This is a genomic window from Bradyrhizobium sp. USDA 4503 (genome assembly GCF_054055815.1).
Genome location: NZ_JBSRXS010000001.1, coordinates 2858257 through 2882555, shown reverse-complemented (window position 1 = coordinate 2882555; position 24299 = coordinate 2858257). Strand labels below are relative to the sequence as shown.

General features: G+C 65.1%; 32 protein-coding genes. 16 read left to right on the top strand and 16 right to left on the bottom strand.

Annotated features, from left to right (window positions below):
* The first annotated feature begins 126 nt into the window (after positions 1-126).
* The 3 genes from cckA to ACVMIH_RS14155 all read left to right on the top strand — a co-directional run bounded on the left by cckA (position 127) and on the right by ACVMIH_RS14155 (position 4731).
* Positions 127-2697 carry a cell cycle histidine kinase CckA gene (gene cckA / locus ACVMIH_RS14165; protein WP_456866483.1) on the top strand — a complete coding sequence of 857 codons (2571 nt, stop codon included), beginning with the start codon at positions 127-129 and terminating at the stop codon, positions 2695-2697.
* 242 nt (positions 2698-2939) lie between these two features.
* On the top strand, positions 2940-3902 hold the full coding sequence (locus ACVMIH_RS14160) for a Tim44 domain-containing protein (protein ID WP_456862254.1): 963 nt from the start codon (positions 2940-2942) through the stop codon (positions 3900-3902).
* 151 nt (positions 3903-4053) lie between these two features.
* Entirely contained in the window at positions 4054-4731 is a 678-nt protein-coding gene (locus ACVMIH_RS14155; protein ID WP_018272461.1) for a hypothetical protein, read from the top strand.
* A gap of 119 nt (positions 4732-4850) precedes the next feature.
* Here ACVMIH_RS14155 and ACVMIH_RS14150 read toward each other — a convergent pair whose 3' ends face one another.
* A complete protein-coding gene (locus tag ACVMIH_RS14150; RefSeq protein ID WP_456862252.1) occupies positions 4851-5258 on the bottom strand; it encodes a DUF3606 domain-containing protein in 408 nt (135 codons plus the stop codon).
* Positions 5259-5411: 153 nt separating this feature from the next.
* Here ACVMIH_RS14150 and ACVMIH_RS14145 point away from each other — a divergent pair, with 153 nt between their 5' ends.
* Positions 5412-6119 (top strand): glutathione S-transferase, encoded by a 708-nt coding sequence (locus ACVMIH_RS14145; protein ID WP_456862251.1) that lies wholly within the window; start codon positions 5412-5414, stop codon positions 6117-6119.
* Between the two features lie 101 nt (positions 6120-6220).
* Here ACVMIH_RS14145 and ACVMIH_RS14140 read toward each other — a convergent pair whose 3' ends face one another.
* Both ACVMIH_RS14140 and ACVMIH_RS14135 read right to left on the bottom strand, forming a co-directional pair.
* Positions 6221-6577, bottom strand: a complete 357-nt coding sequence (locus tag ACVMIH_RS14140; RefSeq protein WP_057018339.1) for a GFA family protein — start codon at positions 6575-6577, stop codon at positions 6221-6223.
* Between the two features lie 9 nt (positions 6578-6586).
* Positions 6587-7261, bottom strand: a complete 675-nt coding sequence (locus tag ACVMIH_RS14135; protein ID WP_456785354.1) for a methyltransferase family protein — start codon at positions 7259-7261, stop codon at positions 6587-6589.
* Between the two features lie 146 nt (positions 7262-7407).
* Between ACVMIH_RS14135 and ACVMIH_RS14130 the strand changes: the two genes are divergently transcribed.
* Genes ACVMIH_RS14130 through ACVMIH_RS14120 form a run of 3 tightly spaced genes read left to right on the top strand, consistent with a single transcriptional unit; the run spans position 7408 to position 8173 of the window.
* Complete coding sequence (locus ACVMIH_RS14130; RefSeq protein WP_028339820.1) at positions 7408-7734, top strand: ArsR/SmtB family transcription factor; 327 nt, start codon at positions 7408-7410, stop codon at positions 7732-7734.
* Positions 7734-8033, top strand: coding sequence for an SRPBCC family protein (locus ACVMIH_RS14125; protein ID WP_456862249.1), 300 nt, complete (start codon positions 7734-7736; stop codon positions 8031-8033). Before ACVMIH_RS14130 ends, ACVMIH_RS14125 begins: the two co-directional genes overlap by 1 nt.
* Before the next feature lie 29 nt (positions 8034-8062).
* Positions 8063-8173, top strand: coding sequence for a hypothetical protein (locus ACVMIH_RS14120; RefSeq protein WP_456862247.1), 111 nt, complete (start codon positions 8063-8065; stop codon positions 8171-8173).
* Here ACVMIH_RS14120 and ACVMIH_RS14115 read toward each other — a convergent pair whose 3' ends face one another.
* Entirely contained in the window at positions 8174-8635 is a 462-nt protein-coding gene (locus ACVMIH_RS14115; RefSeq protein WP_016844779.1) for a hypothetical protein, read from the bottom strand.
* 103 nt (positions 8636-8738) lie between these two features.
* Positions 8739-9056, bottom strand: coding sequence for a Kazal-type serine protease inhibitor family protein (locus ACVMIH_RS14110; protein WP_057018342.1), 318 nt, complete (start codon positions 9054-9056; stop codon positions 8739-8741).
* A gap of 231 nt (positions 9057-9287) precedes the next feature.
* Here ACVMIH_RS14110 and ACVMIH_RS14105 point away from each other — a divergent pair, with 231 nt between their 5' ends.
* Both ACVMIH_RS14105 and ACVMIH_RS14100 read left to right on the top strand, forming a co-directional pair.
* Positions 9288-10943 (top strand): fumarate hydratase, encoded by a 1656-nt coding sequence (locus tag ACVMIH_RS14105; RefSeq protein WP_057018343.1) that lies wholly within the window; start codon positions 9288-9290, stop codon positions 10941-10943.
* A gap of 9 nt (positions 10944-10952) precedes the next feature.
* Complete coding sequence (locus ACVMIH_RS14100) at positions 10953-11624, top strand: DUF429 domain-containing protein (RefSeq protein WP_456862245.1); 672 nt, start codon at positions 10953-10955, stop codon at positions 11622-11624.
* On the opposite strand, the gene ACVMIH_RS14095 is transcribed toward ACVMIH_RS14100, so the two are convergent.
* The 5 genes from ACVMIH_RS14095 to ACVMIH_RS14075 all read right to left on the bottom strand — a co-directional run bounded on the left by ACVMIH_RS14095 (position 11621) and on the right by ACVMIH_RS14075 (position 15823).
* Positions 11621-12565, bottom strand: a complete 945-nt coding sequence (locus ACVMIH_RS14095) for an SH3 domain-containing protein (RefSeq protein WP_456862243.1) — start codon at positions 12563-12565, stop codon at positions 11621-11623. The two genes, ACVMIH_RS14100 and ACVMIH_RS14095, sit on opposite strands and share 4 nt — an antisense overlap.
* Positions 12566-12584: 19 nt before the next feature.
* Complete coding sequence (locus ACVMIH_RS14090; RefSeq protein ID WP_028337138.1) at positions 12585-12881, bottom strand: hypothetical protein; 297 nt, start codon at positions 12879-12881, stop codon at positions 12585-12587.
* Positions 12882-12999: 118 nt separating this feature from the next.
* Positions 13000-13554, bottom strand: coding sequence for an inner membrane-spanning protein YciB (locus tag ACVMIH_RS14085; RefSeq protein WP_456862241.1), 555 nt, complete (start codon positions 13552-13554; stop codon positions 13000-13002).
* Between the two features lie 46 nt (positions 13555-13600).
* Positions 13601-14176, bottom strand: a complete 576-nt coding sequence (locus tag ACVMIH_RS14080; protein ID WP_176936999.1) for a hypothetical protein — start codon at positions 14174-14176, stop codon at positions 13601-13603.
* 243 nt (positions 14177-14419) lie between these two features.
* On the bottom strand, positions 14420-15823 hold the full coding sequence (locus tag ACVMIH_RS14075; protein ID WP_456862239.1) for a carotenoid oxygenase family protein: 1404 nt from the start codon (positions 15821-15823) through the stop codon (positions 14420-14422).
* A 112-nt stretch (positions 15824-15935) separates the two neighbouring features.
* Here ACVMIH_RS14075 and ACVMIH_RS14070 point away from each other — a divergent pair, with 112 nt between their 5' ends.
* Positions 15936-16661, top strand: a complete 726-nt coding sequence (locus ACVMIH_RS14070) for a TetR/AcrR family transcriptional regulator (protein ID WP_225164241.1) — start codon at positions 15936-15938, stop codon at positions 16659-16661.
* 178 nt (positions 16662-16839) lie between these two features.
* On the opposite strand, the gene ACVMIH_RS14065 is transcribed toward ACVMIH_RS14070, so the two are convergent.
* Positions 16840-17412 (bottom strand): hypothetical protein, encoded by a 573-nt coding sequence (locus tag ACVMIH_RS14065; protein WP_229190930.1) that lies wholly within the window; start codon positions 17410-17412, stop codon positions 16840-16842.
* A 195-nt stretch (positions 17413-17607) separates the two neighbouring features.
* Here ACVMIH_RS14065 and ACVMIH_RS14060 point away from each other — a divergent pair, with 195 nt between their 5' ends.
* Positions 17608-18279 carry an SET domain-containing protein gene (locus ACVMIH_RS14060; protein WP_057018454.1) on the top strand — a complete coding sequence of 224 codons (672 nt, stop codon included), beginning with the start codon at positions 17608-17610 and terminating at the stop codon, positions 18277-18279.
* A gap of 19 nt (positions 18280-18298) precedes the next feature.
* On the opposite strand, the gene ACVMIH_RS14055 is transcribed toward ACVMIH_RS14060, so the two are convergent.
* Positions 18299-18589 (bottom strand): DUF6522 family protein, encoded by a 291-nt coding sequence (locus tag ACVMIH_RS14055; protein WP_057018349.1) that lies wholly within the window; start codon positions 18587-18589, stop codon positions 18299-18301.
* Positions 18586-19020: an RrF2 family transcriptional regulator gene (locus ACVMIH_RS14050; RefSeq protein ID WP_057018350.1), complete on the bottom strand. Its 435-nt coding sequence runs from the start codon at positions 19018-19020 to the stop codon at positions 18586-18588. Before ACVMIH_RS14050 ends, ACVMIH_RS14055 begins: the two co-directional genes overlap by 4 nt.
* An 83-nt stretch (positions 19021-19103) precedes the next feature.
* Here ACVMIH_RS14050 and ACVMIH_RS14045 point away from each other — a divergent pair, with 83 nt between their 5' ends.
* Both ACVMIH_RS14045 and ACVMIH_RS14040 read left to right on the top strand, forming a co-directional pair.
* Entirely contained in the window at positions 19104-19565 is a 462-nt protein-coding gene (locus ACVMIH_RS14045; protein WP_456862237.1) for a group III truncated hemoglobin, read from the top strand.
* A complete protein-coding gene (locus ACVMIH_RS14040; protein WP_199805292.1) occupies positions 19562-19720 on the top strand; it encodes a hypothetical protein in 159 nt (52 codons plus the stop codon). The genes ACVMIH_RS14045 and ACVMIH_RS14040 overlap by 4 nt, the downstream gene beginning before the upstream one ends.
* Positions 19721-19775: 55 nt before the next feature.
* On the opposite strand, the gene ACVMIH_RS14035 is transcribed toward ACVMIH_RS14040, so the two are convergent.
* Both ACVMIH_RS14035 and ACVMIH_RS14030 read right to left on the bottom strand, forming a co-directional pair.
* Entirely contained in the window at positions 19776-20174 is a 399-nt protein-coding gene (locus ACVMIH_RS14035) for a hypothetical protein (protein WP_253623708.1), read from the bottom strand.
* A gap of 32 nt (positions 20175-20206) precedes the next feature.
* Positions 20207-20431, bottom strand: a complete 225-nt coding sequence (locus ACVMIH_RS14030; RefSeq protein WP_456862235.1) for a hypothetical protein — start codon at positions 20429-20431, stop codon at positions 20207-20209.
* 94 nt (positions 20432-20525) lie between these two features.
* Here ACVMIH_RS14030 and ACVMIH_RS14025 point away from each other — a divergent pair, with 94 nt between their 5' ends.
* From ACVMIH_RS14025 to ACVMIH_RS14015, 3 genes are all read left to right on the top strand, one after another.
* Complete coding sequence (locus ACVMIH_RS14025; RefSeq protein ID WP_038385984.1) at positions 20526-21350, top strand: helix-turn-helix domain-containing protein; 825 nt, start codon at positions 20526-20528, stop codon at positions 21348-21350.
* A 62-nt stretch (positions 21351-21412) separates the two neighbouring features.
* Positions 21413-22078 carry a DsbA family oxidoreductase gene (locus ACVMIH_RS14020; RefSeq protein WP_057018354.1) on the top strand — a complete coding sequence of 222 codons (666 nt, stop codon included), beginning with the start codon at positions 21413-21415 and terminating at the stop codon, positions 22076-22078.
* An 86-nt stretch (positions 22079-22164) separates the two neighbouring features.
* Positions 22165-22803, top strand: coding sequence for an NIPSNAP family protein (locus ACVMIH_RS14015; protein ID WP_057018355.1), 639 nt, complete (start codon positions 22165-22167; stop codon positions 22801-22803).
* Positions 22804-23081: 278 nt separating this feature from the next.
* Here the strand turns inward: ACVMIH_RS14015 and ACVMIH_RS14010 are convergent, their stop codons facing one another.
* A complete protein-coding gene (locus ACVMIH_RS14010) occupies positions 23082-24266 on the bottom strand; it encodes a GNAT family N-acetyltransferase (protein ID WP_456862232.1) in 1185 nt (394 codons plus the stop codon).
* Positions 24267-24299: the final 33 nt, after the last annotated feature.

Below are 24299 nucleotides of genomic sequence, written 5' to 3'. Positions count from 1 at the left end.
TTGAAATGCGCGTAACTTGCGAAATTGCCGCCTGTTGGACTTGCGTTTTCGGGTCCGATTCAGGCACTCAGGGGCGAGGTGGCCGGCCGGTCGCCTTCGTGATGCAGACGAGCCATGTCTCTCCAGATGACCGCCGATAGCAACGATCCTTCCGTGACCGAGCCTTTCGTGGCCCACGGGCCAGCGCGGCGGAACGGCAGCATCCTGCTGGTCGTCCTGATCGCCGCCGGCATCGTCGCGGTGGCGGTCTGGCTGATGACCATCGGCCGCACCGAGGCGCAGCCCTATATTCTCGGCGTGCTGGCGCTGCTCGCCACCGTCGGGCTGTTCAACCTGTTCGCCCTTGCCGCCGGCATCGTCCGCTTCTCCGACCGCGCCACCGATGATCCGGTGATGGCGCGGATCGCCGACCAGGCCCAGGAAGGGCTCGTCGTCACCGACTCCCGCGGCCACGTGGTCTATTCCAACGCCGCCTATCTCACGCTGACCGGCGCGGCCGGGCCGCAGGAGGTCCGTCCGGTCGAGCGCGTCTTCATCGGCAACCCCGACGTCTCCGAGGCCGTGTTCCGCCTTTTGAAGGCTGCGCGCGAGGGCAAGCGGCAGCAGGAGGAGGTCCGCCTCGCCGGCCACGAGGCCGGCCAGGGCCGCTGGCTGCGCCTGCGGGTACGCCCGCTCGGCGAGGGCAAGCGCGATGCGAAATATGCGGTTTGGTCGATCGCCGACGTCACCCGCGACCGCGAGCGCCAGGAAGACGTGTTCCAGGAGCTGCGGCACGCGATCGAATATCTCGATCACGCGCCATGCGGCTTCTTCTCGGTCAATCCGGCCGGCGAGATCGCCTATGTCAACGCCACGCTGGCCAACTGGCTGGACTACGATCTGGCCGAGATCGGCTCGGGCGGCCTGAAACTGACCGACATCGTCTCGGGCGACGGCGCGGCGCTGTTGACCTCGATTGCGGCGGTGCCGGGCGAGGTCAAGACCGAGGTGTTCGACATCGACCTGCGGATGCGCGGCGGCAAGACCGTGCCGGTGCGGCTCTATCACAAGCTCGCTTTCGGCTCCGACGGCGCGGCGGGCGCCTCGCGCACGCTGGTGATTAGCCGCGCCCGCGACGAGCATTCCGATCCGGAGCGCGCCGCCGAGGTGCGCTTCATGCGCTTCTTCGACCATACGCCGATGGCGATCGCGACCGTCGATCGCGGCGGCAATGTGGTCGGCGCCAATGCGCGCTATGCCAAGCTGGCGCAGGGCCTGAACGGCGACGGCGGCGCCGCCAAGTCGATCTTCCGCGCGGTCAATCCGCGCGACCGCGGCCTGCTGATCGCCGCGATCAACCAGGCGGCCGAGGGCCAGGGCGACATCGCGCCGGTCGAGGTGATGCTCGACGGGCCCAAGGAGCGCTTTGCCCAGTTCTTCGTCACCACCGTCGAGAAGGACGAGCGCGACGCCGAGACCGCGATCGTCTACATGCTCGAAACCACCGAGCGGCGCGCGCTGGAGAACCAGATCAACCAGTCGCAGAAGATGGAGATGGTCGGCCAGCTCGCCGGCGGCATCGCGCACGACTTCAACAACGTGCTATCGGCCATCATGATGGCCAACGACTTCCTGCTGAACGCGCACAAGCCGACCGACCCGTCGTTCCAGGACATCATGCAGATCAAGCAGAACGCCACCCGCGCCGCGACGCTGGTGCGGCAGCTGCTTGCATTCTCGCGCCGCCAAACGCTGCGGCCGCAGGTGCTCGATCTCGGCGATGCATTGAGCGACCTCACCATGCTGCTGCGCCGGCTGATCGGCGAGAAGGTCAAGCTCGACCTCGTGCATGGCCGCGACCTGTGGCCGGTGAAGGTCGACGTCTCGCAGTTCGAGCAGGTGGTGGTCAATCTCGCGGTCAACGCGCGCGACGCGATGCCCGACGGCGGCAAGCTCATCATCCGCACCGCCAATGTACCGACCGAGGAGGCCGCCCAGCTCGCCAACAAGGGCATGCCGGCGGCGGACTATGTGAAGATCGAGATCGCCGACACCGGCACCGGCATTCCGGCCGAGATCATCGACAAGATCTTCGAGCCGTTCTTCTCGACCAAGGAAGTCGGCAAGGGCACCGGCCTCGGCCTGTCCACGGTCTACGGCATCGTCAAGCAGACCGGCGGCTTCGTCTATGTCGATTCCGTGCCGGCCGGCGGCACCACGTTCCGGATCTACCTGCCGCGGCATCGCCAGGAGCAGGAGGTCGCACCTGAGGCCCAGGCCGGCAACGGTGCGGCCAAGGAAACCGCCGCCGCCACGGAAGCCGCCAAGCCGAAGCCGGATCTGACCGGGCAGGGCACCATCCTGCTGGTCGAGGACGAGGACGGCCTGCGCTCGCTCAATGCGCGCGGCCTGCGTTCGCGCGGCTACAGCGTGATCGAGGCGGCGAACGGCGTCGAGGCGCTGGAAGCGTTCGAGGAGAAGAACGGCGCTGTCGATCTCGTCGTCTCCGACGTCGTGATGCCGGAGATGGACGGCCCGACGCTGCTGAAGGAAATGCGCAGCCGCAACGCGGAGCTGAAGATCATCTTCGTCTCAGGCTATGCCGAGGACGCCTTCGAGAAGAGCCTGCCGGAGAACCAGCAGTTCGCGTTCCTGCCGAAACCCTTCACGTTGACGCAGCTGGTCGCCGCGGTGAAGGAAACCATGACGGCGAACTAGCCGGTTGCCGCGGCAACCGGCTTTACTTCTCGCAAGTGCGAGGCGAAATTCCGCGGTAACTGTGGTTGAAACCGGGCCTCATCCCGCGGTAGGACGCGCCGTCGCGTCCACAAGGACCATAGTGTCACATCTCCGCGACCGAGGGCCGCAGCCGCGGTTCCCGTTTCCCGCTTCACTTTTAACCGTCCCTGCCCATCTTAGGGGCGTTTCCCCATGCCGGGGAATCCTTTGAGGAAACCAACATGAATTTCTCGCAACGCACGCGTGGAATTGTTCGGGCGATCGCCGTCGCGATGGCACTGGCGCTGCCCGTGATGATGACCGTTTCGGCGGCCGACGCCCGCGTTGGCGGCGGCGGCTCGCGCGGCTCGCGGACATTCTCCGCGCCGCCCTCGACCAACACGGCGCCGGGCTCGGTTGCGCCGATGAACCGCACCTTCAGCCAGCCTGGTAGCCCGAACATGGGCTCGCCGGCGGCGGCAAATTCCGGCGGCCTGTTTGGTCGCGGCGGAATGGGCCGCGGCCTGCTCGGCGGCCTGGCCGCGGGCTTCCTTGGCGCGGGCCTGTTCGGCATGCTGTTCGGCGGCGGGTTGTTCTCGGGTCTCGGCGGCTTGTCGTCGATGCTCGGCCTCTTGCTGCAGATCGGTCTGATCGTGCTCGTGGTTCGCCTTGCGATGTCGTGGTGGCAGCGCCGCAACACGCCGGCGGCCGCCTATGCCGGTGGCCCCGACGTCGGCCCCGGTCCGCAGGCGAACGCCCGCTCGGGCTTCGGCTTCGGCCTTGGCGGCGGATCGAATGCGCCGGTCGAGATCGCGCCTGGCGACTATGAGACGTTCGAACGGCTGCTCGGCGACATCCAGACCGCGTGGTCGAACGAGGACATCGCGAAGCTGCACACGCTCGCGACGCCGGAGATGGTGTCGTACTTCTCGAAGGATCTCGAGGAGAACAAGGCGCGCAACGTCACCAACAAGGTGACCAATGTGAAGCTGCTGCAGGGCGATCTGGCGGAAGCCTGGCGCGAAGGCGACAGCGAGTATGCGACGGTCGCGATGCGCTACTCGCTGGTCGACACCGTGCTCGAGCGCGGCACCGGCCGTCAGGTCGGCGGCAGCTCGCAGCCGGAGGAGGTCACTGAGGTCTGGACCTTCGTACGCCAGCGCGGCGACAATTGGGAGCTTTCGGCGATCCAGCAGACCAACTGATCGGTTGCCGGAGAATGACAGATACAAGGCGCCGCGGCCTCGTCCGCGGCGCCTTTGTTTTGTGCCTTCATTCACATGTCGCGGCGCCGGAATATCCGGAGGGCCTGCGGGTTGATCTCAGCGGACCATAACAACCATCGGGAGGATTGAGATGAAGATCGTTGCGCAGATCGCGGTTCCGGCCTGTCTTGCGTTCGTCGTCGTGGCGGCGCCGCCGGCGGCGGCGCAGACCGCCGACACCAGCTTCTTCCTGACCAGCAACGGCATCGGCAACGGCGGCAATCTCGGCGGGCTCGCCGGCGCCGACAATCATTGCCAGACGCTGGCGCAGGCCGCCGGCTTCGGTGCGCCGAAGACCTGGCGCGCCTATCTCTCGACCCAGGCGGCCGACGGCAAGGCAGCGGAGAATGCGCGCGATCGTATCGGCAAGGGACCGTGGAAGAATGTAAAGGGCGTCGTGGTCGCCAAGGACGTCGCCGACCTGCACAGCGCCGGCAACAATCTCACCAAGCAGACCGCGCTGTCCGAGAAGGGCGAGGTCGTCAACGGTGCCGGCGACACGCCGAACCGCCACGACGTGCTGACGGGCTCGCAAGCAGACGGTACGGCATTTGCGGCCGGCGAGGACCGCACCTGCAAGAACTGGACAAGCAGCACACAAGGCGCCGCCATGCTCGGGCATTTCGACCGCAAGGGCCTGCGCGACGACGAGCCCTCAAAATCCTGGAACACGTCGCATCCCTCGCGCGGTCCCGACGGCGGTTGCTCCCAGGCTGACCTGAAGAGCACCGGCGGCGACGGCCTGCTGTACTGCTTCGCGGCGAACTGAGAGAGCGCATCTGCTTCGTCATTGCGAGCGCACCGACGCAATCCATCCTGCCGTACGCACGGAGCGATGGATTGCTTCGTCGCCTCGCGCCTCGCAATGACGGGATAGTGCGATCGCGCTCAGCTCTTCCTGCGCTTGACGGTCTTCTTTGCGGTCTTCTTCGCAGCCTTCTTTTTCTTCGCGGTTTTTTTCTTGGCCGCGAAATAGGCTTCGACCTTCTTCGAGGAATGTCCGACGGCTGCGACCGCGGTCTTGAGCCGGGCAGGGGTCACCTTGAACTTCTTCGACCAGTAGCGGACCTCGTAGGGCTCGCCGATCGCGATGCGCGCGCGGTCGGCGGCCTTGTGGCGCTGCTCCTTGAAATGGGCTTCCACCTTCTTGGCGGAGTGCCCGACCTTCTTGACGGCGGCTTTCAGCTTCGCCGGCGTGACCTTGAACTTCTTGGACCAGTACGCAACTTCGTAGGACTCGCTCAACGCGATCAGAGCGCGGTCTGCCGCGCCCCGCTTCTTCTTGCTGTCCGCCATAAGATGATCCCTCATCGAAAGATTCGACGTTGGAACCTTAGCAGCCTCCGTGCGGTTCGCACAGGCAGCGGTGCGCGATGGACGATCTGACCGCGGCGTGGCTACGATCGAGGTGAAGCGAACCGATGCGGCGAAGTTTTCGGAGGTAAGTGCATGCACTATCAGCTTTACTACTGGCCGATGATCCAGGGCCGCGGCGAGTATGTCCGCCTCGCGCTCGAGGATGCGGGCGCCGGCTACACAGATGTCGCGCGCGCCAAGGGCGGCATGGGTGCCATGACGAAGATGATGGAAGCACAGAGGGGCACGCCGCCCTTCGCGCCGCCGTTCCTCAAGGCCGGCAGTCTCACGATCGGGCAGACCGCCAATATCCTGCTCTATCTCGGCGCGCGCCACGGCCTGGCGCCGAAGGCGGAGGGCGGAAAGCTCTGGGTGCACCAGCTGCAGCTGACGATCGCGGACTTCGTGGTGGAGATCCACGATACCCATCATCCGCTCGGGCCATCGCTGTATTACGAGGACCAAAAGGCTCCGGCGAAGAAACGCTCCGAGGAGTTCTGGGATTCGCGGGTGCCGAAATATCTCGGCTATTTCGAGGATCTCGTGCAGGCCAACCGAGGTGCGTTCGTCACCGGCCGCCGGCTGACCTACGCCGACCTGTCGCTATTCCAGATCGTGGACGGCCTGCGCTACGCGTTTCCGAAGCGGATGGCGGCATTCGAGAAGAATATCCCGCGCCTGATCGCGCTGCGCGATCGCGTCGCCGAGCGGCCGAACATCCAGACGTATCTGGCCAGCGAGCGGCGGATTCCTTTCAACGAAGAGGGCATTTTCCGGCGCTACAAGGCGCTGGATTTGTGATCGCCGTCATTCCGGGGCGCGAAGCGAACCCGGAATCTCGCGCCACAATCTCTGGATTCCGGGTTCACGCTCCGCGTGCCCCGGAATGACGGCGTGGAAGGCTACCGGCTCCGCCCATCCACCGGCGTCATCGCGATCTTCGACAGATCGATGCCATCGATGCAGCTGACATTCAGCGCCACGATGTCGGTGCCGTCGGGCTTCTTGCCGCGCGCGAACACGTCGACGCCGCAATCGACGCAAAGTTGATGGCGGATCGCATGGCGGTTGAAGAGATATTCCTTGAGGTTCTCGGCGCCAGCGCGAAGCTGGAAGCTCGACGGCGGCATGAACACGAAGTGCAGGCCCTTCTTGGTGCAGATCGAGCAGTTGCAGGCCGTCACCATGGCCATATCGGTGGTGCATTCGAAGCGGACCTGTCCGCAATGGCAACCGCCGGTGTAGGTCTTCTCCGCCATGATGATCCCTCACCACAGCCCGGGCACGAGGCGGTAGCGCACCCGTGCCGTATAATCGGCGTAGCCTGACAATCCCGTCACCAGCGTGCGCTCCTCAATCCGGGTGCGGATCGCAAACATCACGAAGAACACCGGCACGAAGGCGAGGCCCCACCAGGAGCCGAGCGTCAGCGGCACGCCGATGAAGAACAGCATCACGCTCGTATACATCGGATGGCGGACCAGCGCGTAGGGACCGGTCGAGATGACGTGATGGTCGCGCTCGGTCTGCACCTTCACGACCGGCGCGGCGAACGAGTTGGTGCGGAACACCCACAGGATCGCCACGGTCGAGACCAGATACAGCACAAGGCCGAGCACGATCAGCGGCACGCCGTCATTGACGCCGCCAAAGCGCCGCTCGAGCCCCATCGCGACGAACCACAGCACGGCAACGACCAGGAACACCAGCATGAACCGCTTGTCCTCGGTGGGCTGGCCTTCACGCGCGGTGAGGCGCATGCGCTCGGCCAGCAGCCCGGGATCGACCTTGGCGAGCCAGAGCCCGCAGGCCGGGCCGATCACGGCCGAGGCGATCAGATAGACCCACGCGCCGGGCCAGTGCAGCGTACCTGCGAAGGCAAACAGCAGCACGGCCACGGTGATGACGAAGAAGGTATTCTGCAGAAGGAGCTTTGCGATCATGAGCGGCTCCGCGCGATTCCAGTCGTTATTATCGCACCCTTTTCCCGGCAAACATGCGACCGCAGCGATCAACTTTCGGAGCAGGCGAGACGTTCCAGCGTCGCGACTGTATTGACAATCATATAAGCAATTGCTTATATATTTTCATGCCCGCCGCCACGCAGCTGACCGATGTGTTGAAGACCCTCGCGGACCCGACGCGGCGGGCAGTGTTCGAGCGGATTGCGCGGGAAGGCGAGATCGCCGCGACCGGCCTGGTGCAGGGTTCAAAGGTGTCGCAGCCGGCGGTGTCGCAACATCTGCGCGCGCTGCGCGATGCCGGGCTGGTCGCCGAGCGGCGCGAGGGCCGGCATATCCATTATCGCATCGCGCCGAAGGGGCTCGGTCCGCTGATCGACTGGCTCGGCCACTACGAGACGTTCTGGGCCGAGCGCTTCGCAAATCTGGAACGGCTGTTGAAGGAGAGTGAGTGATGGGTGAGACGCACGCGATCACGGTCGAGAAGGTGCTGCCCTACGCGGCCGAGAAGATCTGGCGAACGCTGACGACGAGCGATCGGATCGCGAAATGGCTGATGCCGAACGATTTCGTGCCGGCCGTTGGCCATCGCTTCAATTTCCACACCAAGCCGATGGGCGACTGGGACGGTGTCGTGCATTGCGAGGTGCTGGATTGCGATCCGCCGCGCCTGTTGCGCTACTCCTGGAAGGGCGGTGCTGATACCAATCGGAATACGGCTCGAAGCTCGACACGATCGTCACCTGGACGCTGACGCCGGTCGAGGGCGGCACCCATCTGCGGATGGTGCATGACGGCTTCGTGCTGCCGGGCAACCGCTTCGCCTTCGACATGATGAGCCCGGGATGGGGCCGGGTGCTCGACGCCATCGCGCGCATCACCAGCGAAGGCTGATCACTCGTTGTTGCCGCGGCGAACCGTGATCGAGGCGTCGGTCTTGTTGCGGGTGCATTCGAGGTTGAGGCGGCGATAGCGCATCGTGATGGTGTTGCCGCGCAAGATGCCCATGCGCTTCAGGCAGCGCGAGGTGCCGGTGACGGCGTCGTCCTTCGGCACGGTGAAGATCAGCGCGGTGGCGGAGCCGACCAGGTTGAAGAACTCCGGCTTCATCTTGCGATCGGTCTTGGCGTAGAGCTCGATCGAATAATCCTTGCCGCGGCAGCCGAGCGACAATTCCTTTGCCGCCGGATGCGTGAGGTAGGTGATGTTGGCGGCGCTGAAATTGACCTTCAGTCCGTCGATCTGGCCGGCGAGCTGCTTGGCGATGTCCACGCAGGGATCGGCATGCGCAGGCGCTGCGACGAAAACCGTCGCCAGCGCGATCAGCGCGGCCGGCAGAGTGGAGCGGATGCTCAAAGGCAAGCGTCGGCGCAACGATGCTGTCACGAAATACCCCCCGCGGTATGAAAGTACGCGAAGCTACATGCAGGCTCCCGCGGAGCGCGTCAATATGGCCACGTCAGGACGCGCACCTGCCGTCCTGCGCTTTGGAAGCCCCGGCGGCCCGGCGCTCGCAATCATTGCCATAGGTCTTGCCGTCGCAGCCGCATACGGGCTTGAAGATCTTGTTGCAGATCGTCGGGCGGAACGCGCAGGTGCCGGTCTGGTCGAAGCGGCCGCAGGTCCCGGGCTTGAACTGGCAGAACTGGCCGCGACTGCCGCATTGCAGTCCGGCAAGGCCGCCGCAGGGCCTGCCGAGGCGGGCGGCATCGGCGCCGGTCGGGATCGCGATCAACAAGGCCAGCGCCGCGAACCAGACGAAAAGCGCTGTCTTCATGAAGGTCTCCTGATGGCTTCCTGATGGTTTCCTTGGCCGTTCCGCGGCTTGCCGGCGTTGTGGCAACTTGGGATTACGATGGCATGAAACATAGCACGTGGATTGCCGGTCCCGCGCATGGCTGGAAGGCGGCCCGCTTCCCTTTCCTTTGTCGGAAAAAGGCTTAGAACGGCTCTACATTGCCGGCGGCCCCGCGGCCGGCACCGGCCTTTCGAAACCGACGAGCAGCTCATGAACGCCCCCTCAGCCTTTCCCGACCAGCAGAAGCCCGTTCCGCCCTACAAGCACACGCCTCTGTTCCCGCTTGGTGCCGACACCACGCCCTACAAGAAGGTCACGAGCGAGGGCGTCCGGGTCGAGAAGGTGTTGGGCAAGGACATGCTCGTGGTGTCGCGGGATGCGCTGCGCGCGCTTTCCGAGGCCGCCTTCGGCGACATCAACCACTATCTGCGGCCGGGCCATCTGAAGCAGCTTCGTTCGATCCTCGAGGACAAGGAAGCCAGCGACAACGACAAGTTCGTCGCCTTCGACTTCCTGAAGAATGCCAACATCGCGGCCGGCGGCGTGCTGCCGATGTGCCAGGACACCGGCACCGCGATCATCATGGGCAAGAAGGGATGCAACGTCATCACCGACGGTGACGACGAGGCCGCGCTGTCCGAAGGCGCGCGCGATGCCTACCTGCGCCGCAATCTGCGCTACTCGCAGGTAGCTCCCTTGTCGATGTATGAGGAGAAGAACACCGCCAACAATATGCCGGCGCAGTGCGAGATTTACGCCGAGGGCGATGATGCCTACAAGTTCATGTTCATGGCCAAGGGCGGCGGAAGCGCCAACAAGAGCTTCCTGTTCCAGGCGACGCCCTCGGTGCTGACCAAGGACCGGCTGCTGGCCTTCCTGAAGGAGAAGGTGCTGACGCTCGGCACCGCGGCGTGTCCCCCGTACCACCTTGCGATCGTGATCGGCGGCACCTCGGCCGAGCTCTGCATGAAGACCGTGAAGCTTGCCTCGGCCCGCTATCTCGACGCGCTGCCGACCCACGGCTCGGCCGACGGCAATGCGTTCCGCGATCTCGAGATGGAGCAGGAAATCCTCAAGATGACGCAGTCGCTCGGCGTCGGCGCGCAGTTCGGCGGCAAGTATTTCTGCCACGATGTGCGCGTGATCCGGATGCCGCGCCACGGCGCCTCGCTGCCGATTGGGCTCGGCGTCTCCTGTTCGGCGGACCGCCAGGTGCTCGGCAAGATCACCAGGGACGGCGTCTATCTCGAGGAGCTCGAGCACAACCCGGCGCAGTATCTGCCTGCGGTGGAGCAGTCGCTCGGCGGTGAGGTCGTCAAGATCGACCTCAACAAGCCGATGAAGGAGATCCTGGCGTCGCTGTCACAATATCCGATCAAGACCCGCGTCTCGATGACCGGCACCATGATCGTGGCGCGCGACTCGGCGCACGCCAAGCTGCGCGAGCGGCTGGAGAAGGGCGAGCCGTTGCCGGATTATTTCAGGAACCATCCGGTCTATTACGCCGGTCCCGCCAAGACGCCCGATGGCTACGCCTCCGGTGCATTCGGCCCGACCACGGCGGGACGCATGGACTCCTTCGTCGACCAGTTCCAGGCGGCCGGCGGCTCGATGGTGATGGTTGCCAAGGGCAACCGCGCGGTCGCTGTGCGCGAGGCTTGCAAGAAGCATGGCGGCTTCTACCTCGGCTCGATCGGCGGCGCCGCGGCGAACCTCGCCGAGCACTGCATCAAGAAGGTCGAGGTGGTCGAGTATCCCGAGCTCGGCATGGAAGCGATCTGGCGCATCGAAGTGGTCGACTTCCCGGCCTTCATCATCATCGACGACAAGGGCAACGACTTCTTCAAGGAACTGAATCTCGGTTGAGGATCGGGGTTGATTGCGGTCGGCCTCGACGGGTTCTCCAAGGGCTGGGTCGCCGTCACCATCGACGGCGACCGGCGTACGATTTTCTTTCACAGCGACATCGCGGACGCGCTTTCGCGTTCGTTCGATCGGGCCGGGATCGATATCCCGATCGGTCTGACCGATAACGGCGAGCGCGATTGCGACCTTCTCGCGCGCGTAAGATTGCGCCCGCACATCTCGCGCGTCTTCACCGGCGCGCGGCGCTGGCTGTGGCAGGAGTTTGATGATCCGGATGCGGCGAACGAGGAAGCGCGGCGCCGCGGCCAGACCCGCGTGTCGCGCCAGCTCTGGCACATTGGGCCGAAGATCATGGAGGTCGATGCGTTCGTGCGCGCGAACGCCACGCGCGATATCCGCGAGGTGCATCCCGAACTGGTGTTCCTGCGGCTGAACGGCGATGCGTCTCTGCCGCGCAAGAAGTCGGAGGAGGGCGATGCGCTCCGACGCAGGCTGCTGAAGCGATCAGGCTTCCGCGAGATCGATCGCTGGCTGACGGAAGTTCGGACCGGCACCGGCGCGAAGCGCGACGATGTGCTGGATGCGTGTGCAGTGGCGCTGGCTGCGCGCGAACCATGCGGAAGCGTTCCCGAAGCGCCGCCGCGAGACGCGTACGATCTGCCGATGCAGATCTGGTTCTAGCTGCAGTTCGTCACCTGGTTGGAGCACAGGCTGCGCCACCAGCCGCGCACGCCGTCATGGCTCTCCACCAGCGCCCAGTGCCCGCTGCAGGCGAGGATGCGTTTCGGACCATCGTCGGTATCGAACTCACCGCCGAGCTTGCGCAGCGCCGGCGTCCACCTGGCGTCGACGAAGGGGGCCTGGAACAGCCCGCCCATGCGGGTGTAGCCGTTGGCGTAGCTCGCGCCGACCTTGTTGGCGGCAACCCATCCGCGCCCGGCATAAGGCTTTGGCGCGTTGCGCGGATAGCGCTTGTCATCTTCATAGGCCTTGCCCGGCGGCATCGCGCCTTCGATCAGAAACCAGCCGTCCTTGAACCCGATGATACGAAACTCGGTGAGCCAGCCGCCCTCCGGCGTGTTCTCGGCCCCGCCCATCTTGAGATGGTAAGGCGGCGGCAGCTTGCCGAGCACGCGTGCCTTCACTGACGGCTCCGCGCGCACGTTGAGGCCTGCGACGTCCTTGTCTTCCGACCAGGCGCCGAGGTCGCATGGCTCGGTGCCAGCGGGCAGTGCGTTTCGCTTCGCGTCAAGTTCGGCCTGGCGCGCGGCAAAATCATTGTCCGCCCCGTCGGCATGTCCGGCAGCGATGTCGCTCGGACCGCGCGGCTTCAGTTCAGCCGACAGCGCGCGCGTGCCGTCCTTGCTTAGCGTCACGACCATCATCTGACGCGGCGCGAAGACGCTTGCCGGCGTCTTCGGGTCGTCCGCGCTCGCGGCATAGACCGCGAGGTAGCCGGTGGTACCGGCGGTATCCGTGGTGGAAGAGGTGCCCGCAACATATCCGGTCGGCACCAGCGCGACCGCGCTCGCGCGCCACGCCGGTTCGGCTTCGCTTGCCTGCTGTGCGGAAGCCGTCGCGGCTGATAACGCCATGATGGCAACGGATGCCAGGATGCGCATGCGTGTGCGTGTGCCGCGGTTATGCCCGCGTGCCGGTGAAAGGGAAGCTGCCCATTGGGCCGATGCCCATCTCGCCGGAGATGCCGTCGCCGGAGACCTTGCCGGTGAATTCGAGCGTCAGCGGCATCGGATTGGTGATGGAAACCTTCCAGGCGACGTCGTCGCCGTTCACGGTGCCGTCGAAGATTTCGGTGGAATTGCCCTCGGCGCCCTGCGTGCCGGTGAGCGTGCCGCCGGAGCTTGCCAGCGACAGCGTCGCCTTGCGCTCGCCCATCGGCGTCGTCATCGTGAGATTCCAGTTTCCGTCCACCGCCATTGATGTCTCCCCTCCAGGTAAGGCGCTTTCAAGCGAGATGGCTACCGTTCGCGCGAAGAAAACGCGTGCGCGGGTATAGCCCATCTTGCCGCGCGCGCCTAGTTAGCGGCTGCGGCGATCAGGCGCGGGCGGCGGCGCGCAGCCGGCTTCCGACCAGGACGCGGAAGGTGACATACTGGATCGCGAAGGCGGCGATCTTGGCGCCGACCAGCACCACCGACACGTAGAACGCCCACAGCTTCATGTCGCCGGTCGCCGCGATCGCAATGGTGCCGGCGGCGAGAATGAACATCAGCCCGGCCCAGGCGTAGCCGGCGAGGGTGGCGTATTCCGGAATTGTCTCGGTCACGATCGGCGGCAGATAGCGCAGCATCCAGCCGCGCTTGAGCATGATCGCGCCGATCGCGATGTGGCCGATCGCGGGCTTCGCCAGCACGAAGCGCGGATCGTTGGTGAAAAGCGTCGCACCGCCGAGCACGATCACCAGCCCAAGGATCGCCCAGGTCATGTAGCCGAGCGCCTGTCCCTTGACGCGCGCATAGACCACTTGGGCGATCGCGCCCGCGATCGCAACGCCGGTGGCGATCAGGACATTGTCGGTGGCGAAATAGACCACCAGGAAGACGATGGTGGAGAGGAAGTCGCTCGCAAGCCTGGCAAATACGCTCTTCATCGTGGTTTCCGTTTCCTCGGGATAATGGTTGTGATGATGGCAGCGTCTAGCGTGAGGGCAGCGCGCCGGCCGGCGGCGTCGCGTCCTTGACCGCGCGATAGTGCGGATACCAGTGGGTAAAGCCGACCGCGGCATTGCGTGCGGCGAAGGCGATCAAGAGGCCGGTCCACAGCGGCAGCGCCGGCACGTATAGCACCGCAACGTTGCCGATCAGCATGAGCAGCATCGCGACGGTCCAGGCGCCGGTGATCAGGTAGTTGGCATGGAGGAAGCCGGGCAGCTTCGCGGTCTCGGCATCGACCTGCTCCAGCGCATATTGCCGCGTGAAGGGACGGCCGATCATGATCGAGCCGAGCGACACCAGCAGGATGCCGGCATCGACCGCGATCTTCACCGCGGTGTTGCTCAGCGTCGCATCGACGAAGGTGAGGTAGGAGCCGATCGCGGCGAAGATGACGACCGAACCGACGCCGAGGATCTTGATGCTGCGGCCGCGCGCGACATCGAACGCGATGGCAGCGAGGCAGATCAGGGCGGCACTGAGCAGGCTCACCGTGGCCGAGGTCACCAGCATCAGCATGGCGAAGGCGCCGTAGGGAGCGAGGATCAGGAAGATCGTCATGGTGAGCCTCATCGGCTTTATCTTTACAGTGTAAAGATAAACTAATGGTGGGCAACGGAGGCGTCAAGCGAAATCTTTACAGTGTCAAAATCGTGAGGTGGCAGAAAAATCCAAGATTTGCCAATGGTATAAAGTGGCGACCGCTCGTTTTCGGTCAGCGGCGACAAAGACGTGGATGCCCGGGACAAGCCCGGGCATGACGCGTGGAAAGGCTGGCGCACTGACGTCCGGAGTGGTCGTTGGCTACTCCGCCCCCACCCAATTGCCGTGGAATCCATCCGGCACGCGGTGGCCGAGATGGACCAGCGCGGTCGGGCCCGCTTCGACATCTTGAGCGTTGAACACGGCGAGGTCGCTGCGGTTTTCGCGGGCGCGCCAGACCACCGCAAGCAGCCAGCCGTCGCCTTCTGCGGCGTCAGCGCTGCGCTCGACGAAGACAGGCTCGGAGATCGTATCGCCGGCGGGCAGCAGATAGTGGCCGAGCCGCTTGCCACGGCCGTCGACATGCACGATGCCCGACAGCGCGCCGAACATCGGCAGATCGGGGTTGGCGCAGGCGTACCAGCCGTGATTGCTGGCAAATCCGGCGCGGCGATCGTCGACGCGGGGGAATTCGCCGGTGAGGTCGTCGAGATAGGTTTGCGTGAAGCGGTCGGTGTTGCCGGAGAGGTCGAAGGTCCAGCGGCAATAGCGCGCGCGGTTCTTCTGCGGATCGGTCGGCGAGCCGTCGGGATGACTGAACAGCGGCGCTTCCTCGAACTGCATCACGTCGGCGATGATGCGGTTGCCGTCTTCCCACGCGTTCATCACGTGGAAAACGTAGCAGGTCTCGGCGCGGAACCAGACGATGTCCTTCGATGCGCCACTGCGCTTCATCACGCCGACATAGGCGCCTTTCTCCGGCTCCCAGGCGTACGGCGCCTGTCCGCGCATCGCGCGCTGCATGCTGCCGGTGATCGGCAGGATCGGAAACAGCACATGATTCTCGGTGACGATGAAGTCGTGCACCATGCTGGCATAGGGCGCCTCGAAGCGTTCGAACCGCGTCACCACGCCTGACGAGCTCACCGCGCCGAACGACAGCGCCGGCGTCAGCGGGCCCGCGGCGTTGTAGCCGAAGAACACCATCTCGCCGGTCGCCGGATCGATCTTGGGATGCGCGGTGAACGGGCCTGTGATCGCGCCCTTGTAGTCGCAATAGCCGAGGCGATTGAGCGTGCCGGGCTCGATCTCGGTCGGCAGATGGCCTTCCTCCAGCGCGAGCAGGCGGCCGCCATGGAAGATGATGTTGGTGTTGGCGACGCCGCCGTCGGTCGTGGTCGTGACCGGCGCATCCGGCATCTTGCGGCCGAAGCCGCCGAACAGCGCGCGACCGGCGTCGTGCTCGGCCTGCCATTTCGGCGTGCGGACCCAGCGGTTGCGGTAGCTGGCGCGGCCGTTCTCGAGATGGAAGGCGTGCAGCATGCCGTCGCCGACGAACCAGTGCGCACCCGGCGCCTCGAACTGCGGATTGGGGCCGTTGCGATAGAGCGTGCCGTTCAGCTCGCGCGGCAATTCGCCCGAGATCTTCAGGAACGGCGCGTCGGCTTCGAATGGGATCGGCGCCAGATTGGTGCGCGCCGCGTTGGATGTGACCTGGTCGAGCATTCCGCATCTCCCTGCATTATGATCTTTACATCGTAAAGATATCAGTAGGGATGACGCCGCTGATCGTCAAGCAAAATCTTTACAGTGTAAAAATTGCGACCTATAAGGCCGCATGGCAAGAATCTCCAAAGAAAACAAGGCGACTCGCCCGGCACGGGCTCCGACCCGCCGGGTTGCACGGACTGCGGCAGCTCGTCCGGCCCAACGGCGCCGCGCCAATGACACGCCGTATCACCATGGCGATCTGCATGAGGCGCTATTGAAGGCCGCCGAGCGCGTGCTCGAGCGTGATGGATTGGCGGGGCTGACATTGCGTGCGGTGGCGCGCGAGGCCGGCGTGTCGCACGCCGCCCCGACGCATCATTTCGGCGATCTCACCGGTTTGCTCAGCGAACTTGCGGCGATCGGTTTCCGGCAATTCGGCCTGGCAATGGCGGCTGCGGACGCTTCGGCGGCCACGACGCCCGAGAAGGGCGTGGCGAGCGCCAAGGCTTATGTTGCCTATGCGCAGGCACATCCCGGCATGTACGGGCTGATGTTCCGCAGCGAGCGGCTCGATCATTCGCGCCCGTCGCTGCACGAGGCATCCGAGGCTTCGTTCGCAGGGCTGACCCGCGGCGTCGGCGCCAGCCGGCACGAGCAGATTTCCAAGGAGCAGCTTACGCTGGATCAGGCGGCCGCGATCGCGTCGGCCTGGTCGCTGGTGCATGGTTTCACCATGCTGTTGCTCGACGGACGCCTCAAGACGATTTTGGATCGGTCGCCCGAGGGCACATCCGCGGAAATGCTGTTGACCGCGATGCTGCGATTGTCCGCGGGCCGCTCGGCGCGGCAATAACCAGTGCTGCCCCTGGGCTAGTGTCCCGAATCCGAAGTTCGCATCATTTGCCGCACCTTCGGAGCGAACTTCGGATTCGATAAGGACACTAGCAAACTTATGATTCTAGTGTGCTTTATGAATGCGAAGTTCGTGAAAGTGGTTGCCGCGAAATCGCACGAACTTCGCATTCAGCACACTAGCGCCTCACAAGCGATGTGGTCCGGCCGCTCTGTCCGATCGTCTTCACCGTATCCGTGGCGCATTTGAAATCGCGGGCGAAATCGTCGGCGGCCTGCCGCGCCAGCGCGTTGGCGTTGGAATTGGCCGCGACGTCGACATAGGCGACATGACAGACATCGCCCGGCGGCAGCCGGGTCACCGCGAGCATTGCCCGCGAGACCGGGCCGCCGCGCTTGTCCTGTTCGCTGTTGTCGGCGATCTGCCAGCGCTGGATGATCGCAAACGGCCTGGCGCCAACTGCACGCCATTCGACCCTATCGCCGGTCGAGCTGAACGGGCCGAACCAGGCCTGCGCGGCCGGTTCCCTGGCTGCTGCCTCGCGGTTTCGGCCCACCGAGACCACTTCACGCAGGTCGCCCTCGTTGATCAGCACCACAAGCCCGGATTTTCCCGGACAGACCCTGGTGGTGCTGCCGTCCTCTTCGCTGGGCTTGCCGATCATGCGGCAGGCCTTCGGCGCGGTCGATGTGTAGCTGCTGCTGATCGTCTCGGAGCCGGCATGACCGGGATTTGCGCTGGCAGCCGCCATAAAGACTGTTGCAAAAGCAAGGTATTTCATCGGGGGAAACCTGCGATCCGGACGTTACTTTGTGTCTGACATATGCAATCTGGGGAAGGTTCAATAGACACGCGGGAAACACCTGACAGGCGCGCGGAATCGTCCTAGAAGGGCGGCTTCGCAACTTCTGTCGCGTGCACCCTGCGTGCCGTAACCTCGATCGTCATGCCCACGATATCATCCAACAAGCCCTATCGCGTCGGCCGTTCCCGTACCGGTCTTGGCCTTTTCGCCACCAAGCCGATCAAGAAAGGCACCAAGATCATCCGTTATTTCGGGCCGTTGCTCGACTCGAAGAAGAAGGATGAGGACGCGATCGAGAACAAATATCTGTTCGAGCTCACCAACCGCTGGACCATCGACGGCTCGATCCGCGAAAACGTCGCCCGCTACATCAACCATGCCTGCAGGCCGAACGCGGAATCCGACGTTCGCCCACGCAAGCGCAAGGTGTTCATCCGCGCCATCAAGGACATCGAGCCGGGCGACGAAATCAATTACGACTACGGAACCGACTATTTCAAAGCCTATCTGAAGCCGATCGGCTGCAAGTGCGATGCCTGCGAGAAGAAGCGCAAGAAGAAGCGCGCGGAGGCGAGGGCGGAGCGGGTGCGGCTGAAGGAAAGAGCCGAGCGGAAGGCACAGCGCAAGGCGGAGAAGCTCGCCGAGGAGCGGGCCAGACAGCGGAAGGCGAAGAAGGCTGCCAAAGCAATCGGCAAGCTCGCCAACGGCACGGCGCTGAACGGCAGTCACCTCAATGGCCATAGCCTGATCAACACGGCGGGCAAGAAGGCTGCCTCGTCGAAGCGCGGCACCGCTCGGGCGCTGAACGCCTGATATCCGGGACGAGGTCTCTCTAGCCGCTCGGCCGGTGCGCCGCGCGTGGCAACGGGGAATTGCCGAAATCCAGCGTCGAGCGCTGGATGATCGTGCCGTGCTCGTCGATAACGAGACGGAAACGCTTGCTCCCCGAGAAGAATGTGAGGCGATGGCGCCCCTGATCGGCGTCGAGCCCGCGCTCCGAGCGCGTCGTGATTGCGCCCGAGCGCATCCCGGCCTGCAGCAGCGGAACCGCGATGCCGAGGCCTTCGGCGACGATGTTGGCGTCGACCTCGAACGCGCCGTCCGAGAATGTGATCGTCGTCATGACGCCCTCGCGGGATGGCGGACGGGACGCGGCAGGTAGGCGCATTCGGCGAGCGTCGTTCCGTCGAGCTCGCGCATGAAGGCCTCGCGTGCCGCCGCAAGCTTCGCCTTCAGCCGGCAGCGCGGCAGCAGCAGACAATCTCCGCCATCATCCCTGAAACATTCGACCAGCGCGCTGTCGCCTTCCAGCGCACGGACAACCTGGCCGAGGGTGATGGTCTCCGCCGGCCGTGCCAGCGAAAACCCGCCACCGGCGCCGCGCTGGGTGGCAATGAAGCCGGCGTCGGCAAGGTCGCGCACCACCTTGGCAAGGTGATTGCGGGAAATGTCGAACTCGGCCGCGATCTCGCTGGTCGCAAACGACCGGTCCGGCTCGCCGGCCAGCCGCATCAGGGCGCGGAGCGCAAAATCCGTGAACGATGTCAGGCGCATGGAAGCCCTTCGAAATCAGCACTTGGCGGATCAGCTATAGCAAGCTAAATAGGCATTTGAAATACCTATTTAGGATGTAAGCCATGACAGGAGCAGAGCGCCGCGAGCAGATCACCTCCGGGATTGTCGCGCGGACCGGGATCACCGAGGCCATGATCGAGCAGCTGGTGCACGCCTTCTACGCCAAGGTCCGCAAGGACCCGATGATCGGACCGGTGTTCGAGACCAGGATCAGCAATTGGGAGCCGCATCTGGCGCAGATGTGCGCGTTCTGGTCTTCGGTTGCGCTGATGACCGGGCGCTATCACGGCACGCCGATGGTCAAGCATATGCCGCTGCCGATCGACGCCGCGCATTTCGACCGCTGGCTCGAACTCTTCGAGGCGACCGCGGCCGAGCTGTGCCCGCCTGACGCGGCGGCGCATTTCATCGATCGCGCGCGGCGCATCGCCTCGAGCCTCGAGATGGGCGTCGCCGGCGGACAGGGCGTGATGCTGGCGGTCGGCGAGCGTTACAGGCGAAGCGAAGCAGGAGCAGTGCAATGAGGAACAGGGCGAAGGCGATTGCGCGCGGCATCGACGGCGCGTGGTTTCATCAGGATCAGGCCGATCCGTTTTCCGGCAGCAGCCTGGTGCCGATGCTGATCATCGGCCTGGCGCTGACGTTTGCCGGCATGATCGTCGCGGTCGTGCTGAGCTGACGGAAACGGCCGCCGCGTTTGCCGCGACGGCCGCTCGTCACATCCGGCATTCGAATTACGCCGCGACCGCCTCGCCGCTGCGGCGCAGCCCGACATATTGCAGCTCGGCGAACACGCCGGTGGCGATCGCCTGGGCGAGGATCACGAGGGTCCCGAAGAGGTTCGGCGACACCGCGCCCGACAGCAGCAGCGCGATGCTGGCGAGCGTCCAGGCCGCGTTGCCGACGACCACCAGCATCACCAGCGGCTTCGGCACCGAAGTGCGCGTGCCGAGCCAGCCGACCAGCGCGGTATAAGCGATCAGGAACAGCCCGGTCTCGCGCAGCAGCGCTTCCGGCAGACCGAGCAGTGATGCCAGCGCGCCGGCGTCGAGCACCATGGCTATGGCGGATACGCCGCTGAAGACGGCGTCGGCGAGCAAGGCGCGGCGCAGCAGCTGGGACGAATGGATCATGGCAGTGTCTCCTCTGGTTGGGATGGGGGTGGTCAGCGGAACAGCGACTGCAGCTGACGCCACAGCCGGAGCGGACACAGCGCCTTGCCGACCCTCATCTCGGCCGCATAGACCTGCGCGAACACGAACACGCCGGTCGCGTGCACGAGCGGCTGCGGCATGTTGAGCGAGCGCGCCGGCAGCCAGGTGGCCAGATGGACCAGCCACGGCAGCAGGACGGCGAGGGCGCGGACAAGGGACAGCATCAGCATGGTCATCTCCTGTGCCGTGGAAGATGAGCCGGCCGGCGCGCCAATTCGATTACCTCAGGCGTAATGGAACGGGCGAATTCCGCATGGTAGGTTTTGCACCATGAACGCACATGCATCCATGGCGCGGGCCGAGCCCGCAAAACCCGTCCCGATCGGCGAGCACCTGCGCGAGTGGCGGCAGCGCCGTCATCTCAGCCAGCTCGACCTTGCCGTCGATGCTGAGATCTCGGCGCGGCATTTGAGCTTCGTCGAGACCGGCCGCTCGGCGCCCTCGCGCGACATGGTCCTCAAACTGGCGGAGCGCCTCGACGTGCCCCTACGCGAACGCAACGTGCTGCTGGTCGCCGCGGGTTTCGCGCCCGCATTCCCGCAACGCTCGCTGGATGATCCGGCGCTGAAATCGGCGCGCGAGGCCATCAACCTGGTGCTGAAGGCGCACGAGCCCAATCCGGCGCTGGCCTATGACCGGCACTGGAATCTGGTCTCCGCCAATCGCATGGTGGCGCCGCTGCTCGAGGGCGTGCCGCAGCGGCTGCTCGGCCAGCCCTTCAACATCCTGCGGCTTGCCTTCCACCCCGAGGGCCTCGCGCCGCGCACCGTGAACCTCGCGGAATGGGCGGCGCATCTACTGGAGCGGCTGCATCGGCAATGCGAGGCAACGGCCGATCCGGAGCTGCTCAAGCTCTATCAGGACCTCAAGTCCTATCCGATCCCGGCGCGGTCGGCCCCGATCACCACCGACAACAACGTCGCGCTTCCCTTCAAACTCCGCCTCAATGGCGAGATCCTGAGCTTCATCTCGACCACCATGGTGTTCGGCACGCCGGTCGACATCACGCTGCAGGAACTGGCGCTGGAGACCTTCTTCCCGGCCGATGAGCTGACCGCCGAGCGGATGCGGCAGATGGCAGCCAGTATGAAATAGCGGCTTGTCTCGGGACGCTTTCGGCCTACCTTTGGGGTTCCATTTCCGCCGGGAACCCCGCCATGAGCGATCTGAAGCCGCTTCGTCTCGACATCGTCTCCGATGTCGTTTGCCCCTGGTGCTATATCGGCAAGCATCGGATCGAGGATGCGCTCAAGCTGGTGCCCGATGTGCCGGTCGAGGTGCATTGGCGGCCGTTCTTCCTCAACAACTGGGTGCCGCGCGAGGGCATCAGCCGCGAGGAATATCTCACCGCCAAGTTCGGCTCGGTCGATGCCTACAAGGGCATTGCCGGCCGCGTGGTCGCCGCCGCCAATGAGGAGGGGCTCACCTACCATCCCGAGCTCGTCAAGCGGCAGCCCAACACGATCGACTGCCATCGCCTGATCCATTGGGCCGAGGCCAGGGGCAAGGCGGCCGAGATGAAGCAACGGCTGATGGAGCTGTATTTCCGCGACGGCGGCGATCTCACCGACAGCAACGTGCTGGTACAGGCTGCGGCCGATGTCGGGCTCGATGCTGACGACGTGGGCAAGCGTCTTGCCACCGACGAGGATGTCGCGCTGGTCTCGGCGCAGGCCCAGGAGGCCGCCGAGAAGGGCATTTCCGGCGTGCCGACCTTCGTGTTCGCGCAGAAATACGCGGTGTCCGGCGCCCAGCCGGCCGAGCAGCTCGCCCGCGCCATCCGCCAGGTCTCGGCCGAGATCAACGCAGAGGCTGCGGAGTAGTCCGCAATCCCTATCGAAAGCCCGGCTCATGCCGGGCTTTTTCGTTTGCCCACATCATCCATCGGAAACAATCAGGGGAGACTACCATGATCTATGAGCTGCGCACCTATACGGTCCGTCCAGGCGCCGTCGGCGAGATGGTGAAGGCGGCGAGCACGATCTCGCGCGATATCCGCGCCGACAATTTCGGCAAGCTGGAAGGCTACTGGATCACCGAGATCGGTCCGCTCAATCAGGTCATGCATATGTGGAGCTACGCCGATCTCAACGAGCGGACGCGGCTGCGCGCCGAGCTCGCCAAGAATCCGCGCTGGACCGGCGAGTATATTCCGGTGATCCGTCCGCTGCTGGTGCGGCAGGAGGTGCGGCTGCTCAATCCAATCATCCCGCCGGTGGCGCCGGCGACATCAGGCAACATCTACGAATTCCGCAACTATCGTGCCAAGCCGGTCGGCGGCGCCAAGCAATGGCTCGATCTGATCACCGGCGTGATGCCGGAGCGCGAGAAATACTCCAAGATCGTCGGTCTCTGGACCACCGAGGCCGGGCAGCCCAACGAAGTCTGCCACATCTGGGCCTATCCCGATCTCAACGCCCGCGCCGCCGCACGCGGCAACGCGATGAAGGATCCGGCCTGGCTGGAATTTTTGAGCAAGGGCACGCAGGTGCTCGAGGAGATGCACTCGACCATCATGCTGCCGGCACCGCACTCGCCGTTGCAGTAAGGGGTGGCGCTGGTCGCGCCGCGTTTCCCAATGATGCGCCGAGCGCGAGACAGAGAGGCCGCCGGTTGAGGCGGCCTTTTCGTTCGCCGTCAGGATGTCGCGAGCGCCGGCAAAAAGCCCCATCCGATGTTTCCATCAGATGAGGCTTTCGAAGCAAGGGCGCGCGCCGTCTGAGAACCAGCGCGCCGCAACGCTAGTCGGGCCAGCTGACACCAACCTGACGGCAGCAGTCACTTGTTTCCCGATGTGTCTGCATGCCTACGAAAGGGTAAACCGCATTATCCGGGCTTGCCGCGCCGGCTGCGGATGAAGCGGACGGCGCCGCGCGCCGCTTCGTAGGCGAGTTTGTTCAGGGTTAGCGCGGCGTGAATGGCCGGCACCAGCGGATCGCGGCGCCGCAGGGGCAGCAAGACGTCGCCGATCGCGAAGCGGCCGCGCCAGATCGGGTCGATCATGGGGTGGCCCGGTGCCGCGGTGGAATCGGCCGAATTGATCGCGGGGTCGGCGCAGAGATGGCGCGTCAGCTCCAGCGTCAACTGCGTGCCGGGCGAATGTTTCGCAAAGCGCTCGTCGACGCCGATCTTGAAGAAGAAGGCGCGGTCCTGGTGACGCACCACGATGCCGCCCGCGACCGGCGTGTCGCCCGCATGCAGCGTGATGATCTCGCAGCGGCCGGCTTCGGCCATCGTCGACGTCGCGCGGCGGATGAAGGCCGCATCGCCGGCATGCTGGCTCAGCGCCGTGCCGCGCTTTCCCTTCCAGCCACCGGCTTCGAGGACAAGGAAAGTCTCGAGCGCCGTCGCAACCTCGCGCGGCGTGCGAGCGACATCCAAGCGCACCGCGCCGTGGTCGGACAGGCGATGATGCTGGCGGCGCAGCTCCTTCAGCTTCTTGGGCCCCAGCGCGTCGCGCAACAATTCGTCGGCATCGCGCGTCGCATCCAGCTGGGCGCGCTGGTAGGCGCTCACTATGCGCGGCTGCAACCCGTCTCGTGCCAGCACCGCGCGGATCGCCGCCATGGCCGGTCCCTCGAGCGACATGGTGCGCAGGATCAGCGCATGCGCGCCCGCATTGCGCGCCTGCCGCAGCATCTTGTCCACCGCTTCCTCGGCGGCGTCGCGGTCGAGCAGCGGCGTGCACAGCGTGCCATAGGGTTCGGCACCGACCAAAGCGGGCAGGGGAATCCGGTAGATCCGCCGCATCGGAACGACGGGCAACAGGCCGATCAGTTGCCCGGCATCGCCGGCGGCGCTGAGCAGCGCCGCGCCGGTGCGGCCGCGCGCGGAGGCATCGACCGCCAATTCCCAGTCTGGCTGATAGTAGCCATTGGCCTCGATCGCGCGCGCGGCAAGCGCGCGCCATGCATTGAGCGGCGCGGCCGACAGCGGCGGCAAGGTGCGATCGTCCGTGGCATCCTTGCGCGATGCACGGTGGATCATTGCCCGGTCAGCAATATCGGCCACGTCCCTGTTTCCCCACTCCACGAGGCTGATTGG

Coding starts and splice junctions, on each gene's coding strand:
- cckA (WP_456866483.1), top strand. CDS start 127: ATGACCGCCGATAGCAACGATCCTTCCGTGACCGAGCCTTTCGTGGCC.
- ACVMIH_RS14160 (WP_456862254.1), top strand. CDS start 2,940: ATGAATTTCTCGCAACGCACGCGTGGAATTGTTCGGGCGATCGCCGTC.
- ACVMIH_RS14155 (WP_018272461.1), top strand. CDS start 4,054: ATGAAGATCGTTGCGCAGATCGCGGTTCCGGCCTGTCTTGCGTTCGTC.
- ACVMIH_RS14150 (WP_456862252.1), bottom strand. CDS start 5,258: ATGGCGGACAGCAAGAAGAAGCGGGGCGCGGCAGACCGCGCTCTGATC.
- ACVMIH_RS14145 (WP_456862251.1), top strand. CDS start 5,412: ATGCACTATCAGCTTTACTACTGGCCGATGATCCAGGGCCGCGGCGAG.
- ACVMIH_RS14140 (WP_057018339.1), bottom strand. CDS start 6,577: ATGGCGGAGAAGACCTACACCGGCGGTTGCCATTGCGGACAGGTCCGC.
- ACVMIH_RS14135 (WP_456785354.1), bottom strand. CDS start 7,261: ATGATCGCAAAGCTCCTTCTGCAGAATACCTTCTTCGTCATCACCGTG.
- ACVMIH_RS14130 (WP_028339820.1), top strand. CDS start 7,408: ATGCCCGCCGCCACGCAGCTGACCGATGTGTTGAAGACCCTCGCGGAC.
- ACVMIH_RS14125 (WP_456862249.1), top strand. CDS start 7,734: ATGGGTGAGACGCACGCGATCACGGTCGAGAAGGTGCTGCCCTACGCG.
- ACVMIH_RS14120 (WP_456862247.1), top strand. CDS start 8,063: ATGGTGCATGACGGCTTCGTGCTGCCGGGCAACCGCTTCGCCTTCGAC.
- ACVMIH_RS14110 (WP_057018342.1), bottom strand. CDS start 9,056: ATGAAGACAGCGCTTTTCGTCTGGTTCGCGGCGCTGGCCTTGTTGATC.
- ACVMIH_RS14105 (WP_057018343.1), top strand. CDS start 9,288: ATGAACGCCCCCTCAGCCTTTCCCGACCAGCAGAAGCCCGTTCCGCCC.
- ACVMIH_RS14095 (WP_456862243.1), bottom strand. CDS start 12,565: ATGCGCATCCTGGCATCCGTTGCCATCATGGCGTTATCAGCCGCGACG.
- ACVMIH_RS14090 (WP_028337138.1), bottom strand. CDS start 12,881: ATGGCGGTGGACGGAAACTGGAATCTCACGATGACGACGCCGATGGGC.
- ACVMIH_RS14085 (WP_456862241.1), bottom strand. CDS start 13,554: ATGAAGAGCGTATTTGCCAGGCTTGCGAGCGACTTCCTCTCCACCATC.
- ACVMIH_RS14080 (WP_176936999.1), bottom strand. CDS start 14,176: ATGACGATCTTCCTGATCCTCGCTCCCTACGGCGCCTTCGCCATGCTG.
- ACVMIH_RS14075 (WP_456862239.1), bottom strand. CDS start 15,823: ATGCTCGACCAGGTCACATCCAACGCGGCGCGCACCAATCTGGCGCCG.
- ACVMIH_RS14070 (WP_225164241.1), top strand. CDS start 15,936: ATGGCAAGAATCTCCAAAGAAAACAAGGCGACTCGCCCGGCACGGGCT.
- ACVMIH_RS14065 (WP_229190930.1), bottom strand. CDS start 17,412: ATGGCGGCTGCCAGCGCAAATCCCGGTCATGCCGGCTCCGAGACGATC.
- ACVMIH_RS14060 (WP_057018454.1), top strand. CDS start 17,608: ATGCCCACGATATCATCCAACAAGCCCTATCGCGTCGGCCGTTCCCGT.
- ACVMIH_RS14055 (WP_057018349.1), bottom strand. CDS start 18,589: ATGACGACGATCACATTCTCGGACGGCGCGTTCGAGGTCGACGCCAAC.
- ACVMIH_RS14050 (WP_057018350.1), bottom strand. CDS start 19,020: ATGCGCCTGACATCGTTCACGGATTTTGCGCTCCGCGCCCTGATGCGG.
- ACVMIH_RS14045 (WP_456862237.1), top strand. CDS start 19,104: ATGACAGGAGCAGAGCGCCGCGAGCAGATCACCTCCGGGATTGTCGCG.
- ACVMIH_RS14040 (WP_199805292.1), top strand. CDS start 19,562: ATGAGGAACAGGGCGAAGGCGATTGCGCGCGGCATCGACGGCGCGTGG.
- ACVMIH_RS14035 (WP_253623708.1), bottom strand. CDS start 20,174: ATGATCCATTCGTCCCAGCTGCTGCGCCGCGCCTTGCTCGCCGACGCC.
- ACVMIH_RS14030 (WP_456862235.1), bottom strand. CDS start 20,431: ATGACCATGCTGATGCTGTCCCTTGTCCGCGCCCTCGCCGTCCTGCTG.
- ACVMIH_RS14025 (WP_038385984.1), top strand. CDS start 20,526: ATGAACGCACATGCATCCATGGCGCGGGCCGAGCCCGCAAAACCCGTC.
- ACVMIH_RS14020 (WP_057018354.1), top strand. CDS start 21,413: ATGAGCGATCTGAAGCCGCTTCGTCTCGACATCGTCTCCGATGTCGTT.
- ACVMIH_RS14015 (WP_057018355.1), top strand. CDS start 22,165: ATGATCTATGAGCTGCGCACCTATACGGTCCGTCCAGGCGCCGTCGGC.